Below are 15,074 nucleotides of genomic sequence, written 5' to 3'. Positions count from 1 at the left end.
GTTAATTAAAACTGATAGCCAAACTTCAGATACACCTGACGACCCAACGCGCTGTGAGTCTTGTTATCAATCCCCATAGATTCAGACGGAGCCAAAGGCGCCTCTTCATTAAACAAGTTTGACGCGCCTATAGTCACGGTCAGTTTGTCATAGCCGACATAGCTAACGCTGGTATCAACCGTGGTCCAGGAATCAATTTCATATTTATCCCCGTTGCTGTCTGCAAGATCAAGATTCTTGTCGACATAGTTAAAGCTCAGGTTGGCAATATAATCATCCATTGACCAGTCAACACCAGCCGTCCAGCGGTACTTCGGATGCTGGTACTCACCATTGAGGTCTTCAACCACAGTGCTGGTATTGCCGTCATCATCACTTTCAAACGACTGCTCTTCGAAGTTCAGTGTATAAGTGAGGTTATAGTTGAAGCGCAGCTCACCCATCTCTGACGTGGTAAGCAGGTATTCGATGTCTAAGTCCAGGCCATCGGTTTCACGACCACCAATGTTCACAAAGGTATCATTGATTTCCAGGATGCGACCTAAGGTGCTGCCCTGACTCGGAGCACGTACCACCAGGTTAGGATCGGTTCCGCAACAGTCGACCAGCTTTTGCGCACCAATTTTCTTGATCAAGTCTTCCTGATCATAGTTCCAGTAATCCACGCCTATGCTAAAGGTATCCGTTGCCTGCCAGATCACACCCAGGTTGAAGTTTTCCGATTCTTCCGGTTGCAATAGCTTGTTACCGGCAACGATGGCGGTATATTCGGTTGGCGAACAATCGGCATCGGCGCCAGTCTGCTTACACCGCTCTTTATCGATTACGCTAGGCGATTCGTCGGTGCGGCCCAGGTGTAACTGAACAAGTGAAGGCGCGCGGAATGCTGTGCCCCAGGAGCCACGTACCACAACAGAATCGATGGGTGTCCAGCGAAAAGCCACTTTAGGATCTGTGGTATTACCAAAATCACTGTAATCTTCATGGCGCAGTGCTAACTGAAGTTCCAGGTTTTCCAGTAATGGCGCACTGAACTCCGCAAACACCGCTGTATTGTCGCGATCACCGTTCGCTTGTGTCGCTTCGGTTCCAAAGATCTCGCCCCTAAGGTACTGGTTATCCGGGTTGTCTTCTATTTTTTCATAACGGTGCTCAAAACCGAACGCTGCCGACACGTAGCCATCGCCAAATTCAAACAATTCACCAGAAATAGTACCATCGAGTGATTGCATGCTTGATGAGCCGTAACGGGTTGTCGTTGTTTCAAAGAAATCTAACCCTTCCTGTGTGTTAGTGCTGGGTTCGAATGGGTTCCAACGGCCTTCGTCAATGGCTTGTTGCGCAAGACGTTTATTGGGGAAGCCATCAAAGCCTTTTTCAACCGCGCTGGAGCGAATGGCAGAGTAAGCAAACTCCCACTCCCAATCCTGCCACTGACCGCGCATGCCCATGACCGCGCGATAGTATTCTGAATCAACGTCTTTTTTACGGTTACCAATATCCACCGTACGGCGTCGCATTGAGATGTCTACACCATGCAGGAAGTGATCGGGCTGATTGGCCAAAGGATGATTCGGGTTATCGCCCGCCATGGTGAGTTCAGTAAAGCTTGGGCTGGCAGCGCCCTGAATAAAGGTCGAAGCATGCTGCGCCGAAAACTCTGCAAAGCCCTCTACGCCATCCATGATCTCCTGAACACCGTTGTAGTTAAAGGTAACCCGCTCGGTTGAGGGCACCAGACTCATATGCGGCGCATAGTCATAACGGCATATATCGCCGATTATCATATCAGCAGGACAGACATCATTACCCCACACGTCAGCGAACAGGGTTTGACGAACCTGAGTGCCATCATCCTCAGTACGCACGACAGGCAGGCGTGCCCATTGTTCGTCACTCAATGAGGCACGCTCCACTTCAATACTGCCCGGGAAGCCAGACGAGCTCAGTGAATTATTACCGCCGCGGAAGGTCTGATCCGCCGTGGCCGTGTAATCCCGGTCTGAGTAAAACACATCACCGCGTTTGAAGTAATCAAGTGTAAAGTTGTGATGGCCTTTGTTGGTAGAGTTACCCCAAAGTAAGGTAAAGTTCTGCTCTTCACCACCACCATCTGCTGTATCAGAGACTTTAGCCGCAACTTCAAAACCGTCAATATCATTGCGTAGGATGATGTTGATAACACCCGCCACCGCATCCGAACCATAAGTTGCTGATGCACCATCTTTAAGTACATCAATGCGTTTTACCGCAGAAACCGGGATGGTATTTAAGTCAACAAATGAGGTTTCAATGTCTTTTGCAAATGGGCTTACGGCGACCCGGCGTCCATTAATCAATACCAGGGTTGATGATGCGCCCAAGCCACGCAGCGCCACACTGGAGCCACCGTTTGCTGTGTCATCGCTGGAGTTGCCCTGAGTACTGAAGGTACCCGTGCCCGCGACCGGGAGCTTTTGCAGCGCACCAATCAGATCGGTTGAACCTGTAGCAGCCAAATCGGATGCTGAAATGGATTGAACTGGCGAGGGTCCTTCCATATCAGAACGTTTAATGTGCGAGCCTGTGACCTCGATGCGTTCGACTTCGCCTTCTTCTGCCAGAGCTGTCTGAAAGCTACCAGCAAGGACTGTTGATACTGCCAGTGCAGTGAGTGTAATCCCCTTTTTCATTCTTACTCTTCTCCATAGTGTTAATTATATTTGTAATTACCAAATATTTTATAACATATAGAAAACACTTTAAGAACACATAAATATACAAGGCAAGATGTGATGTTACTAAAAATACACATTTGAGTGTTTGGTACGAGCACAAACTCAGTATCCGTGGCGCTTTGTCGGCCAGTGCGGGGAGATCAAAAAACCCGACACATCTGGCCGGGCTTTTATTGCATTATTTATTGCATTAATAACGGGTATTTAGATAGCCGTATTATTGATGTTTTTAATAAACTGCTTAACAGGTACATCATTGCACTTTAGGTTACGGGCCTGATGACGGTATTGGTTCAGGCTAGACAGCCCTTCTTTGGCAGCTTTAAGACATAGCTCAGTTGCAATCGTGTCATTTTTAGCTATCAGCTTCACTTTTGCCTGGCTGTTTGCAGACTTGGTGTCGGCCTGCTTGGCAAATGAGCGAATGTCTTCACCGTTACACTCTAGTGTTTTAGAAAAACGTGATACGAATACACCGTGCTTCGCTCCATATGCACGTGCAGCACTCAGACCTTGTTCCGCCGCGATAGCACATACTTTCGATTCTGGTGAAGCGTCAGCGCTTACAACCCGCGCCCCAGAGGCAGCTGTAGCTGAAAAAGATGCAACCGAGATCAATGTAACAAGAGAGAGAGACTTAAACATAATTTACCCCAAATGAACGAATTGGTGCGCATTATATATACAAGTTTTACCGTGTAAATGGTAAAACTCAACTTTCCTGATCATTTAATAGGCTATTCACAACTCCCTAATCAGGCGCTTTAAAGCGGTTACAATTTTCGCGTTAATTAACAAAAATAGCGGATATAAACCGCCGCATTTGGCACGATAATGGGACCTTAAATCAATCCGATTAAAGGTCCAACAGGACGTGGGAAAATCACGCTTGCCCCTCCATTCACGCAGACAAAAATGATAGACTTAGCACCACTGACTATATGCAAATAAAGAACAACAACGATGAAAGTTATCTCATTCAATATAAACGGCCTGCGCGCTCGCCTGCACCAGCTACAAGCCCTGATCGATAAACACCAGCCCGATGTTATCGGCTTGCAGGAAATTAAAGTGCATGACGAAGCCTTCCCGGTCGCTGATGTTGAAGCGATGGGCTACCACGTGTATTTTCATGGCCAAAAAGCCCACTATGGCGTTGCTATGCTTTCTAAAAAGCCTGCAAAACAGATCCAAAAGGGCTTTGCGACAGACACTGAAGAATCGCAAAAACGTATGATCATTGGTACCTTTGAAAGCGACAGCGGTGAAGATGTCACTATCATGAATGGTTACTTCCCCCAGGGTGACAACATTAACCACGAGACCAAGTTTCCGTATAAACGTCAGTTTTATGCCGATCTGATGACCCATCTGAACAGCACTGCCGATAACGGCGAGCATCTGATTGTCATGGGCGATATCAATATCTCTCCGATCGATTTGGATATTGGTATTGGCGAGCCCAACCGCAAACGCTGGCTGAAAACCGGTAAGTGTTCATTCCAGCCCATCGAACGTGAATGGCTGCAAACATTAATGGACTGGGGACTCAAAGATACCTTCCGCGAGCTCACGCCAGACGCCTGCGAAAAATACTCGTGGTTTGATTATCGCTCTAAGGGCTTTGATGACAATCGCGGTCTGCGTATCGACGTTGTCCTGGCCACAGAGTCTTTGATGGCCAAGTGTGTTGAAAGTGACATTGACTACGAGCTGCGTGGGATTGGGAAGCCCTCAGATCATGCGCCAGTCTGGGCAACTTTTGACTTGTAACCAATATGTTCATCGCGCTTATCGCCATGGGCCTGTTCGCCCTGAGCATCAACAAACACCAGTATCAGACATTGCTACAGACGCCGACAAGACAAACCGGCGTGCTGGCCAGTGCGCTGGTGCTGGCGCTGTTGTGGCAGATCCAAGCTGGCATTTTACCCCAGCTATCTATTCATATTCTCGGGATCACAGCGGTAACGCTCACGCTTGGCTGGCATATGGGCCTGCTGTGCAGCACGCTGGCCACGCTGCTTAGTTATTTCCTTGGCCCTATGCCCATCGACAATCTGTGGACATTTTGGCTATTCACAGCCCTGCTTCCGGTCTATCTGAGTTATGGCTTGTTTTTACTTTGCTATCACTTTCTCAGCCGCCACTTTTTTGTCTATATCTTTGTCTGTGCCTTTTTGTGCGGCGGACTGGTTGCTGCCAGTAAGATTATAATCAGTGCGCTATATTACCTGAGTATCGGGCTGTATGACTGGCCTGTCCTGGTCGACAACTACATTTTTTATGCGGTCATCATGTGGTTTCCCGAAGCGATGCTGAACGGAATGGCCATTACCTTGCTGATCACTTACCGACCTCACTGGGTCAAAACCTTTTATGATAGGGATTACTTAGATAAATGACGCTGCATTATCGCTGCCCCATTTGCTCAGCACCTTTGACTGAACACAATAAAACACTGCATTGTGAGCATAACCATCAGTTTGATGTGGCCAAAGAAGGCTATGTTAACCTGCTGCCCGTCCAGTTTAAAAAGTCTCGCCAGCCAGGCGACAATCTGGATATGGTGCAGGCCCGTCGGGCCTTTTTCGCTACCGACCACTACCAGTTTTTACAATCTCACCTGGCTCAGGCCATTGCCGCTTTGCCCTGTCATGCGGTCATTGATATGGGCTGTGGAGAAGGCTTTTATACGCAGGCTATTGCCAATTCACTGCCCGCAACAAGCCAGGTGTTCGGTGTCGATATTTCAAAACCAGCTATCCGCTACGCGGCAAAACGCTACCCGCAGGTCCACTTTAGTGTGGCTTCTATTAAAGACACGCCCTTTGTTGCCGCTCAGGCAGATGTACTGCTAAGTGTGTTTGCTCCGGTATTTGCCGATGAAATGGCGCGCTTGCTCAAACCGCAAGGCCAGTTGTTGGTTGTAAGCCCGGGTCCCAGACATTTATATGAGCTGAAAACCCATATTTACGATGAAGTACGACTTCATGACGCCCCGGATTGCCCGCAAGGTTTTGTCGAAGCAGAGCAAACCCACCTTGAGCAGACCCAGCAGGTGCCCACCGACGTCATCAAGCACTTGATCAAAATGACGCCTTTTGCATGGAAGTTTAAAGAAAGTCACTACGAGGCACTAGACCAGGCCAGCCATCATGAAGTGACCTTTTCTTTTCTGATCACGCGCTACCAAAAAGCCTGAGCTGCTTGCCTACCGCGCGTAGCGAATAAAAGAAAACCTCTGATTTATCAGAGGTTTTCTTTTGCAAATGCTTTGTCCATTTTTTCAAACATATCTTTGAGCAATTTAGCCAGCTCACGATACTTAGGATCCCGGGAGGCATCGGCCTGATAGCCATTGGCCACCATTTTGTGATAGAGCTCTTTGTACCAGCTATTGAGGGCTGGATTAAGACGAGTGTCCGCCCGCTTTCCGAGCCATAGCAGGCCCTGCACTGGCAAAGACAAGAAGAATAAAGCGATGGTGATAGCCTGGGGTAAGTACGCCATTCCCAAGTACGTTGTTTGGACAAAAACCGAAATAATCGCCAACGCAGGCATCATCTGAAGGGCAAATTCAGTCGCTTTGATCACTCTGAATTCGGGAAATAACAGCGTCAATTCCTTGCGCATTGGCCACTCTTTGGCGTACTGACGTCCAAGTTGCACTTGTGAAATAAGACTTTTCTGCATCATAACTCCCGGGTGCAAGGGCAAATTGTTTACTCATTTATTATTGACCAAAATCGGCAACGGACAACTTACATTTAGTCCATTGAAGAACACCAGGCAACACCATTAACGCGTTGCTTACCTGCTATCAGCCAGCAGCCGTTTTGTGATCAATAAAACACTCAATAAAATACGATAAACCAATCGAGACGGCCTAACGTTTCTCAAAAAAATCGGGTAAAATTAACTTTATACTCGTCAATTACACCTTAGTCTAATATGTAGCTAAATGCGCCTTTTCATTTAGCTTAATACGCAATAACAGTTATTGTCAAAACGGATAGTCATTATGTCATCTACCCATGTTCTGGTACTCAATTGTGGCAGCTCCAGCCTCAAATTCGCAATCATAGACCCAAACACCGCTCAGGAACACCTGTCTGGGCTTGCTGAACGCCTTGGCGAAAGCAATCCTCAGATCAAATACAAGCACCAAGGTCAAAAGCACACCGTCGCGCTTAATGCCGGTGAAGCCCACCAGATTGCCATCGACAAACTGGTCGAGCTGGTTAAATCCCTTGGCCTGGACAAAGAGCTGGTTGCAGTCGGTCACCGCGTAGTGCATGGGGGTGAACACTTCACACAATCGGTCCTGATAGATGACACAGTACACCAGGCCATTGTCAAAACCGCTGACCTGGCACCGCTACACAACCCGGCCAACCTGCTTGGCATAGACGCCGCCACAAAGGCCTTTAGTCACTTGCCTCAGGTTGCGGTATTCGACACCGCCTTCCATCAAAGCATGTCGCCTACTGCGTATCTATATGCACTGCCCTACGAGCTGTACAAATCTCATGGGATCCGCCGTTATGGCTTCCATGGCACCAGTCACTATTTTGTATCGACTCAGGCTATCAAAGCATTAGGCCTTGAGCAAAAAAGTTCTCGCATTATTACCGCGCATCTCGGTAACGGCTGCTCTGTTTGTGCAATCAAAGATGGTAAGTCGGTCGATACCAGTATGGGACTGACGCCACTGGAAGGCCTGATCATGGGCACTCGCAGCGGTGATATCGATCCGGGCCTGTTCTCCTACCTGGTTAACCAACTGGGTTATAGCGTAGAGCAAGTTGATACTTTACTGAATAAGCAAAGTGGTTTGCAGGGGATCAGTGAGCTGTCGAATGACTGCCGTACCATCGAAGAAGCCGCCGCAGACGGACACCCGCAGGCAACCTTAGCGCTGGACATGTTCTGTTATCGCCTGGCTAAGCAAATTGCCAGCTTTGCCGTGCCTCTGGGTGGCGTGGATGCGCTGGTATTTACTGGTGGCATTGGCGAAAACTCAGATGTTATCCGCGCAAAAGTGGTTGAGCAACTTAGCTTTTTGGGTATGGAGATTGATGCGCAGGCAAACCTGGATGCCCGTTTTGGTAAAGAGGGAGAAATTACCCGCTCAGGTAACACGACCAAAGCACTGGTGATCCCGACCAACGAAGAATGGGTCATCGCCCATGATGCCGCGCAACTGGCACAGGAGCAATAAGCTATGAGCCGTCGTATTATGTTGATCCCCATCTCAACCGGCGTAGGCTTAACGTCCGTGTCGGTTGGCCTGGTGCGCGCGCTGGAGCAAAAAGCCGTTGCGGTTAATTTTTTCAAACCCATCGCACAGCCTCGCAAAGAAGATACCGGCCCGGAGAAATCAACCCTAGTCGTACAGCAAGGCTCATCCATTTCACCGCCGACGCCTTTTGAGCTGAGCTATGCGGAGCAAATGATAGGCGATGGCAAAGGCGATGATTTGCTCGAAGAAATTGTCGAACGGTTTGAAAGCGCCATCAATCCGGGTGAAGTGGCCATCATCGAAGGCATGGTGCCAACGCGCCGTCAGCCTTATGCTGGGCGTGTTAACCGGGAAATCGCTCAAACACTGGGTGCGGATATTGTGTTTGTGCTGACCCCGGGCAACGATAGCAATGATCAGCTCGAAGATCGTCTGGAAATTGCCGCCGGTAACTATGGGGGTGTTGACCATGCGCGGGTATTGGGCTGTATCTTTAACAAGGTCAATGCACCGCTTGATGAAGATGGTCGCGCACGTGCCGATCTGGTCGATCAACACGAGCCGGAACAACTGGAAAACGAACTCAACCGATTGGCCTCTTTGCCTATCTTCCGCAAGCATCCATTTATGTTACTGGGCGCCATTCCCTGGGATTTTGATCTGGTTGCGCCGCGTGTAGTTGACCTGAGTAACTATCTGGGCGCGGAAGTGATCAATGCCGGAGACATGGCACACCGTCGTTTAAGACGGGTCACCTTTTGTGCCAGAACCGTGTCAAATATCCTGAACCATTTTACGCCCGGCGCCCTGCTCGTCACGCCAGGCGATCGCTCCGATATTCTGGTTGCGGGCTGCCTGAGTGCCATGAACGGCACTAAGCTAGGCGCGATTTTGCTCACCGGCGGTTTTAAACCCGAAGCCAAGATCATGGAGCTGTGCGAGCAAGCGATGGCAACTGGCCTGCCGATTTTGGCAACCACAGCAGATACCTGGCGAACCTCTTTGTTGCTGCACAACTTCAACATGGAAGTACCAGCAGACGACGAACAACGTATCGACAAAGTCAAACAGCATAACGCCGATCATATTGACGCCGACTGGTTAGACTCGCTAGCTCAGGGCGTAGCAAAAACGCGCAAGTTATCACCTCCGGCATTTCGTTATTTGCTGACCGATTCTGCGCGTAAAGCCAACAAAACCATTGTACTGCCAGAGGGCAACGAACCTCGTACGATTAAAGCCGCAGCCATTTGTGGCGAGCGAGGCATTGCCAAAACCGTGCTGCTGGGAGAGCGCGAAGAAATCGAACGTATTGCCGCCCAACAAGGTGTGGAGCTTAACGACAACGTCACTATCCTCGACCCCCATGAAGAGGTTGAAAAGTACATAGCGCCTATGGTTGAGCTGCGTAAAAACAAAGGTCTGACCGAAGTCGTCGCGGCAGAGCAATTGCAGGACAACGTCGTGCTGGGCACTATGATGCTGGCCGAAGATAAAGTAGACGGTCTGGTGTCCGGTGCTGTCAACACGACCGCCAACACCATTCGCCCGCCGCTTCAGCTGATAAAAACAGCGCCGGATTCCTCTTTGGTCAGTTCGGTGTTCTTTATGCTGCTGCCCGATCAGGTGCTGGTATATGGCGACTGTGCCATTAACCCAGATCCAACTGCTGAGCAGCTGGCCGATATCGCGATTCAATCTGCTGAATCAGCCGCTGCATTTGGTATTGAGCCGAAAGTGGCGATGATCAGCTACAGCACCGGCACATCGGGCCAGGGGGCTGACGTTGATAAAGTCCGCGAAGCGACGCGCATTGCGCAAGAAAAGCGCCCGGATCTGGATATTGACGGACCACTGCAATACGACGCCGCCATCATGGAAAATGTTGCACGTAAAAAGGCGCCAAACAGTAAAGTGGCTGGTAAAGCAACAGTGTTTGTATTCCCGGACCTCAATACCGGCAACACCACCTATAAAGCGGTTCAGCGAAGCGCCGATCTGATCAGTATCGGGCCTATGCTGCAAGGTATGCGCAAGCCTGTTAACGACCTCAGCCGCGGTGCACTGGTTGATGATATTGTCTATACCATCGCACTGACAGCTATCCAGGCAGGACAAAACGACCAGTAATCAACCAGGCTTATCTGTCGCCCAATACGGGAAGCACGCACGCTTCCCGTATTACAACTTAGCAGAGTGTGCAGCCAACGGAAAAAGGTTTATTTTGACCATGCTTGGCTATACTATGAAAGAGTCACAAGTGTCAGGACTCGGATATGTCGAAGCAAACATTGCAGGTATTGCCGCACAATTTTACCATCCATAGTCTGGATAGTGATCAGGCTGTGCCCGCAGCAGTGATGTCTGCCGAGATATTTTTTATTGCAAAAACCTCCGAAGAACTTTCAATTGTCTGCCCAAGCGACCTCAAGTTTGACAGTTTCGCCACCGAGCCACATTGGCGCGCATTGGAGGTGATTGGGCCGCTGGGTTTTTCGCTGACCGGTATTATGGCCAATATTTCTGGCGTGCTGGCCGCAGCGAATGTGTCTATTTTTTCTATTTCCACCTACGACACTGACTATATTTTGGTTAAAGAAGCACAACTTCCTGATGCCATTAAAGCACTCAAAAAAGACGGATACTTGTTTGTCTGATGCACTTATCACAGCAGATTAATTACGCACCGATTGCGCAAATTGCCAATCCCATTATGCACATTGCCAGTCCCTTTACCGGCAAAGTACACCCCCTGAGCCAGCACCCGGAGCCTTTGTTTGCCAGCGGCATGCTGGGGCCAGGCGTCTGTGTGAAATTAAATACCGCGATGATGCTGGCTCCCTGCCCGGCCAGGGTTGAAAAAATCAGCCAGCAGGGCTGCGAATTTATACTGCGGGCAAAATCCGGGCTGTTAATGCTGCTCCACCTGCTATTGCCAACTGAATATCGCAAAACCGAGCACCTCATCCAGCACAGTTATGGTAAAAAGCAGGTCGCGATGAACGACGTCTTATGTTATTTCGATGTGCCGGGCGATATTGAGATCCTGGGTACCCTGATACTGCTTAATGCAGATAAGCTGGGACCCTGTTACTATCCATTGAATCAAGTCACTGCGGGCAAAGATCCGCTTATTACACTATCCAGGGCATGTAATTTATGACCACTATTATGTACGGTATCAGCAACTGCGATACCATTAAAAAAGCCAAGAAATTCCTCGAACAACACGACATCAGCTATACCTTTCATGACTACCGCAAAGACGGGCTGGACGCGCAAATGCTGGCCGAGTTTGTCGAAGCGCTGGGCTGGGAAAATGTACTGAACAAACGCGGCACAACGTACCGGGCACTGAGTGATGAGGACAAGCAAAACCTTGACGCAGACAGTGCGCAAAAGCACATGTTAGCTGCACCGGCAATGATCAAGCGCCCTATTTTGCTGCATGCAGGCCAGTATCACCTGGGCTTTAAAGCACCGCAATATCAGGATATTTTCTCGCTATGAGTGAGACTCACAGTGAAGTAGTGGCGCTCGCAAGAGCGCTCATTCAGCGCCCTTCGGTGACACCTGAAGACGCCGGATGTCAGGCCATGATCAACGCGCGCCTGAGTGCGCTGGGGTTTAACGTCGAAGAGCACTTCTTTGTTGACACCCTCAACACCTGGGCACGCAAAGGCAGTGAAGGCCCGCATTTTTGCTTTGCCGGTCACACCGATGTGGTGCCCGTCGGTAACGAGCGAGACTGGCGTTATCCACCATTTTCAGGTGAGATACACGACGGCATGTTGCATGGCCGGGGTGCAGCCGACATGAAAGGTTCTCTGGCTGCCATGGTAGTAGCCACTGAGCGTTTTATCGCGCGTTTTCCAAATCACAAAGGCTCGATCAGTTTTTTGATCACCTCAGATGAAGAAGGCCCATTTATCAACGGCACCACTAAAGTGGTTGATTTACTTGAAGCCAGAGATGAAAAAATAGACATGTGTCTGGTGGGCGAGCCCTCATCGCGGGACAGCCTGGGTGATGTAGTTAAAAATGGACGCCGTGGTTCACTGACCGGGCACCTGACCATCAAGGGTATCCAGGGCCATGTTGCCTACCCCCACCTGGCCAGAAACCCAATCCACCAGAGCACGCCGGCACTGACCGAGCTCAGTACAACACAATGGGACCAGGGTAACGCGTTTTTCCCTGCCACCAGCTTCCAGATCTCAAATATCCATGGCGGTACCGGTGCTGGCAATGTGATCCCAGGCAGCCTGGATGTTCAGTTTAACTTCCGCTTTAGTACCGAAGTAACCGCTGAGCAGTTAAAAGTTCGTGTCTGTGAGATACTCGACAAGCATGGTCTGGATTATGACTTACACTGGACACTCAACGGCCTGCCGTTTTTAACCGAGCCCGGGCCGTTATTAAATGTGACTCTGGATGCCATCAAAACGGTGACGGGCATTGATGCCAACCCGGAGACAACCGGCGGCACCTCTGACGGGCGATTTATCGCACAAACCGGCTGTAAGGTGATCGAACTGGGGCCAGTGAATGCCACTATCCACCAGGTGAATGAATGCGTAAGCACAGAATCACTCGACCAGCTTGCTGAAATCTACGAACTGATTTTGGAAAAGTTGCTTACATGAGCCAACTCAGCACACTTGCATCCCAGGCCAGTGGCCTCTGTGACAGCCATTTAGTCCCATTTGGGGGCTATGCGGTTCACCGCGCCATCCAGCGTGATCTCAGTGCGCTGAGTGAGGCCGCTGAGCGAGCCGGGTTTAGTTTCAGCATAGCCTCGGCCCATCGCGACTTTCATCGTCAGTGCCTGATTTGGAATAACAAGTTTCTGGGGGTGCGCCCGGTGTTAAACGCTCAGAATGAAGCTGTAGACTTATCTGTGCTGACACCAGAGGCCTGTGTGCACGCAATTATGCTCTACTCAGCCCTGCCCGGTGCTAGCCGTCATCACTTTGGTACCGACCTGGATGTTTATGCCCGCAATTGCCTGCCAGATGGACAACATTTGCAGCTCGAACCCTGGGAGTATGAGCAAGGCGGACCTTTTGCTGAGTTTAATGCCTGGCTGAGTGAGCACCTTGGCGAATTTGGTTTTTTTCGGCCCTACCAGCGCTATCAGGGCGGTGTTGCCGCCGAGCCCTGGCATATCAGCCATAGGCTCTGTGCAATAAAAATGATGGAAGCGGTTTCGGTGGAAACGCTGGCTGCCGTGATCCGCAGTCATGACGTGGCAGCCAAACACACTATTTTGCAAATGTTGCCGACGCTTTACAGCCAGTACATCGACAACATTTGTGAGTAAGTCAGCAATAGGCGCTCCCTATTGCTGCCGGTAATGTTCAAAAAACCGCTGCATCCTGGCCATGGCGGGTTCCAGTTCATCCATGTGGGGTAAAAATACCAGTCGGAAATGATCCGGCTGAGGCCAGTTAAACGCCCTGCCATGCACCAGCAGTATTTTCTCTTCGCGCAACAAGTCCAGCATCATACGCTCATCGTTTTTTACATTGAAATGTTGCGTATCTATTTTGGCAAATGCGTACAATGCACCCATAGGTTTAACACAGGATACACCCTGCATATCATTCAGCCCCTGCCATGCAATCTGACGTTGCTCATACAAGCGCCCGCCAGGCTCGATTAGAGCATCGATAGACTGTACGCCACCCAATGCCTGCTGGATAGCAAACTGTGCCGGAACGTTAGCGCATAAACGCATAGACGCCAGCATGTTCAGGCCATCAATGAGATCTTTCATCGCCGCCACTTTGCCGCTGAGCACCATCCAGCCCATCCGCAAACCAGCTGCGCGATACGTTTTGGCAAGCCCGTTAAAGGTGATCACAGGTAAGTCGTCACATAAAGACGCAATTGACCAGTGTACGGCTCCATCGTAGAGGATCTTTTCATAGATTTCATCGCTGAGCAGCAACAGGTTGTGCTCTCTGGCAATGTCGATCAGCCCCTCCAGCAGCGCTTTGCTATACACGGCTCCGGTCGGATTGTTGGGATTGATTAGTACCAGAGCCCGGGTGTTAGGGGTAATTTTGGCACGAATATCGGCTAAGTCAGGAAACCAGTCGGCCGCTTCATCACATAAGTAATGAACCGGTTTACCACCTGACAACTTAACCGATGCCGTCCATAAGGGGTAATCCGGGGCCGGGATCAATACCTCATCACCGTCGTTAAGCAGCGCCTGCGTGACCATCTGGATAAGCTCGCTAACGCCATTACCAATGAAGATGTTATCTACACTGATATTTGGCAGGTTTTTCTGCTGGTAATGCTGATACACAGCGACCCGGGCAGAATATAGCCCTTTTGAATCACAATAGCCCTGAGCATCCGACAGATTGCGAATGATGTCTCGGTGCATATCTTCAGGCATATCAAAGCCAAATGCAGCCGGGTTGCCAATGTTAAGTTTGAGGACCTTAGTGCCCTCATCTTCCATTTTCTTTGCCTGTGATAACACAGGACCGCGAATATCGTAGCACACCCCGTTGAGTTTGCTGCTTTTAGTAATTTTTATCATTATTTCTCCCTATTCAGGCCACTAGAATAACGCTCCAGCGACAGGAAGAAAAGCAGATTCCGAACAGAGAATGAAAGGAAGATTTTAGAAAAGAGTAACACTGAGGGCGCCACAGAAATGTAACGCCTGCAAAGCGAAAAACAGCTCATAACACGCTGAGCTGTATTGAACAATTACACTTGCAAACGAATACCAACCTACGCGTTGGCCATCAGCCATTGTTGCAGCTTAGCAGTAGAGCCAATCACTTGCTGAGATAAACTGCCCAACGCGTCTTTAGCAGCGTTAACATCACCCTGAAGCAACAACATTTCTACTTCACGGGCACTATCGGACAAACTCATCGCACCAAACTGGGCCGCATTCGACTTAAGACTATGCGCGTTGCGCGTCGCCGCCTCCAGATCAACCGGCAAAGACTCTCTTACTTCGCGCTCCAACCGCTCGAACTCGCTGATGCAAAATACCAGGGTGTCTGAAAATTGCTCACCTAACAGGGACTGCATCGTATCCAGGCAAGCTTCATCAATCGTTACATTCATATTAGTCCTTT

15 protein-coding genes are annotated in these 15,074 nt (G+C 49.7%); 10 read left to right on the top strand and 5 right to left on the bottom strand.

Going from position 1 to position 15,074, the window contains the following annotated elements; translation table 11 throughout:
- Positions 1-5: 5 nt before the first annotated feature.
- Together TW77_RS04410 and TW77_RS04405 are read right to left on the bottom strand one after the other, a co-directional pair.
- Positions 6-2,672, bottom strand: a complete 2,667-nt coding sequence (locus tag TW77_RS04410) for a TonB-dependent receptor plug domain-containing protein (protein WP_046003761.1) — start codon at positions 2,670-2,672, stop codon at positions 6-8.
- Between the two features lie 249 nt (positions 2,673-2,921).
- Positions 2,922-3,362 (bottom strand): hypothetical protein, encoded by a 441-nt coding sequence (locus TW77_RS04405; RefSeq protein WP_046003760.1) that lies wholly within the window; start codon positions 3,360-3,362, stop codon positions 2,922-2,924.
- Between the two features lie 318 nt (positions 3,363-3,680).
- On the opposite strand from TW77_RS04405, the gene xthA reads away from it, so the two are divergent.
- From xthA to rlmA, 3 genes are read left to right on the top strand one after another with little or no spacing between them, the layout of a single operon-like run.
- Positions 3,681-4,490, top strand: coding sequence for an exodeoxyribonuclease III (xthA, locus tag TW77_RS04400; protein ID WP_046003759.1), 810 nt, complete (start codon positions 3,681-3,683; stop codon positions 4,488-4,490).
- Positions 4,491-4,495: 5 nt separating this feature from the next.
- A complete protein-coding gene (locus TW77_RS04395) occupies positions 4,496-5,122 on the top strand; it encodes an energy-coupling factor ABC transporter permease (RefSeq protein WP_046003758.1) in 627 nt (208 codons plus the stop codon).
- Positions 5,119-5,922 carry a 23S rRNA (guanine(745)-N(1))-methyltransferase gene (gene rlmA / locus TW77_RS04390; RefSeq protein ID WP_046003757.1) on the top strand — a complete coding sequence of 268 codons (804 nt, stop codon included), beginning with the start codon at positions 5,119-5,121 and terminating at the stop codon, positions 5,920-5,922. Before TW77_RS04395 ends, rlmA begins: the two co-directional genes overlap by 4 nt.
- A 47-nt stretch (positions 5,923-5,969) precedes the next feature.
- On the opposite strand, the gene yfbV is transcribed toward rlmA, so the two are convergent.
- Complete coding sequence (gene yfbV / locus TW77_RS04385; protein WP_046003756.1) at positions 5,970-6,413, bottom strand: terminus macrodomain insulation protein YfbV; 444 nt, start codon at positions 6,411-6,413, stop codon at positions 5,970-5,972.
- A gap of 328 nt (positions 6,414-6,741) precedes the next feature.
- Between yfbV and TW77_RS04380 the strand changes: the two genes are divergently transcribed.
- From TW77_RS04380 to TW77_RS04350, 7 genes are all read left to right on the top strand, one after another.
- Positions 6,742-7,941: an acetate kinase gene (locus TW77_RS04380; protein WP_046003755.1), complete on the top strand. Its 1,200-nt coding sequence runs from the start codon at positions 6,742-6,744 to the stop codon at positions 7,939-7,941.
- Positions 7,942-7,944: 3 nt separating this feature from the next.
- On the top strand, positions 7,945-10,092 hold the full coding sequence (gene pta / locus TW77_RS04375; RefSeq protein WP_046003754.1) for a phosphate acetyltransferase: 2,148 nt from the start codon (positions 7,945-7,947) through the stop codon (positions 10,090-10,092).
- Between the two features lie 146 nt (positions 10,093-10,238).
- Positions 10,239-10,619, top strand: coding sequence for an ACT domain-containing protein (locus TW77_RS04370; RefSeq protein WP_046003753.1), 381 nt, complete (start codon positions 10,239-10,241; stop codon positions 10,617-10,619).
- The gene (locus TW77_RS04365; RefSeq protein WP_082078830.1) at positions 10,619-11,125 is read left to right on the top strand and encodes a PTS glucose transporter subunit IIA; all 507 of its coding nucleotides are present in this window, start codon (positions 10,619-10,621) and stop codon (positions 11,123-11,125) included. Before TW77_RS04370 ends, TW77_RS04365 begins: the two co-directional genes overlap by 1 nt.
- Positions 11,122-11,472 carry an ArsC family reductase gene (locus TW77_RS04360; protein ID WP_046003751.1) on the top strand — a complete coding sequence of 117 codons (351 nt, stop codon included), beginning with the start codon at positions 11,122-11,124 and terminating at the stop codon, positions 11,470-11,472. Before TW77_RS04365 ends, TW77_RS04360 begins: the two co-directional genes overlap by 4 nt.
- Entirely contained in the window at positions 11,469-12,608 is a 1,140-nt protein-coding gene (dapE, locus tag TW77_RS04355; RefSeq protein ID WP_046003750.1) for a succinyl-diaminopimelate desuccinylase, read from the top strand. The genes TW77_RS04360 and dapE overlap by 4 nt, the downstream gene beginning before the upstream one ends.
- Positions 12,605-13,285 (top strand): M15 family metallopeptidase, encoded by a 681-nt coding sequence (locus TW77_RS04350; RefSeq protein ID WP_046003749.1) that lies wholly within the window; start codon positions 12,605-12,607, stop codon positions 13,283-13,285. Before dapE ends, TW77_RS04350 begins: the two co-directional genes overlap by 4 nt.
- Before the next feature lie 18 nt (positions 13,286-13,303).
- Here the strand turns inward: TW77_RS04350 and TW77_RS04345 are convergent, their stop codons facing one another.
- Positions 13,304-14,521 (bottom strand): pyridoxal phosphate-dependent aminotransferase, encoded by a 1,218-nt coding sequence (locus TW77_RS04345; protein ID WP_046003748.1) that lies wholly within the window; start codon positions 14,519-14,521, stop codon positions 13,304-13,306.
- A gap of 197 nt (positions 14,522-14,718) precedes the next feature.
- Complete coding sequence (locus tag TW77_RS04340) at positions 14,719-15,063, bottom strand: Hpt domain-containing protein (protein WP_046003747.1); 345 nt, start codon at positions 15,061-15,063, stop codon at positions 14,719-14,721.
- Positions 15,064-15,074 lie beyond the last annotated feature (11 nt).

The organism is Pseudoalteromonas rubra, assembly GCF_000967655.1.
Classification (GTDB): Bacteria; Pseudomonadota; Gammaproteobacteria; order Enterobacterales; family Alteromonadaceae; genus Pseudoalteromonas; species Pseudoalteromonas rubra_A.
This window is presented reverse-complemented; position numbering and strand designations above follow the sequence as displayed.

Coding starts and splice junctions, on each gene's coding strand:
- TW77_RS04395 (WP_046003758.1), top strand. CDS start 4,496: ATGTTCATCGCGCTTATCGCCATGGGCCTGTTCGCCCTGAGCATCAAC.
- TW77_RS04380 (WP_046003755.1), top strand. CDS start 6,742: ATGTCATCTACCCATGTTCTGGTACTCAATTGTGGCAGCTCCAGCCTC.
- pta (WP_046003754.1), top strand. CDS start 7,945: ATGAGCCGTCGTATTATGTTGATCCCCATCTCAACCGGCGTAGGCTTA.
- TW77_RS04370 (WP_046003753.1), top strand. CDS start 10,239: ATGTCGAAGCAAACATTGCAGGTATTGCCGCACAATTTTACCATCCAT.
- TW77_RS04410 (WP_046003761.1), bottom strand. CDS start 2,672: ATGAAAAAGGGGATTACACTCACTGCACTGGCAGTATCAACAGTCCTT.
- yfbV (WP_046003756.1), bottom strand. CDS start 6,413: ATGCAGAAAAGTCTTATTTCACAAGTGCAACTTGGACGTCAGTACGCC.
- TW77_RS04350 (WP_046003749.1), top strand. CDS start 12,605: ATGAGCCAACTCAGCACACTTGCATCCCAGGCCAGTGGCCTCTGTGAC.
- rlmA (WP_046003757.1), top strand. CDS start 5,119: ATGACGCTGCATTATCGCTGCCCCATTTGCTCAGCACCTTTGACTGAA.
- xthA (WP_046003759.1), top strand. CDS start 3,681: ATGAAAGTTATCTCATTCAATATAAACGGCCTGCGCGCTCGCCTGCAC.
- TW77_RS04405 (WP_046003760.1), bottom strand. CDS start 3,362: ATGTTTAAGTCTCTCTCTCTTGTTACATTGATCTCGGTTGCATCTTTT.
- dapE (WP_046003750.1), top strand. CDS start 11,469: ATGAGTGAGACTCACAGTGAAGTAGTGGCGCTCGCAAGAGCGCTCATT.
- TW77_RS04360 (WP_046003751.1), top strand. CDS start 11,122: ATGACCACTATTATGTACGGTATCAGCAACTGCGATACCATTAAAAAA.
- TW77_RS04345 (WP_046003748.1), bottom strand. CDS start 14,521: ATGATAAAAATTACTAAAAGCAGCAAACTCAACGGGGTGTGCTACGAT.
- TW77_RS04340 (WP_046003747.1), bottom strand. CDS start 15,063: ATGAATGTAACGATTGATGAAGCTTGCCTGGATACGATGCAGTCCCTG.
- TW77_RS04365 (WP_082078830.1), top strand. CDS start 10,619: ATGCACTTATCACAGCAGATTAATTACGCACCGATTGCGCAAATTGCC.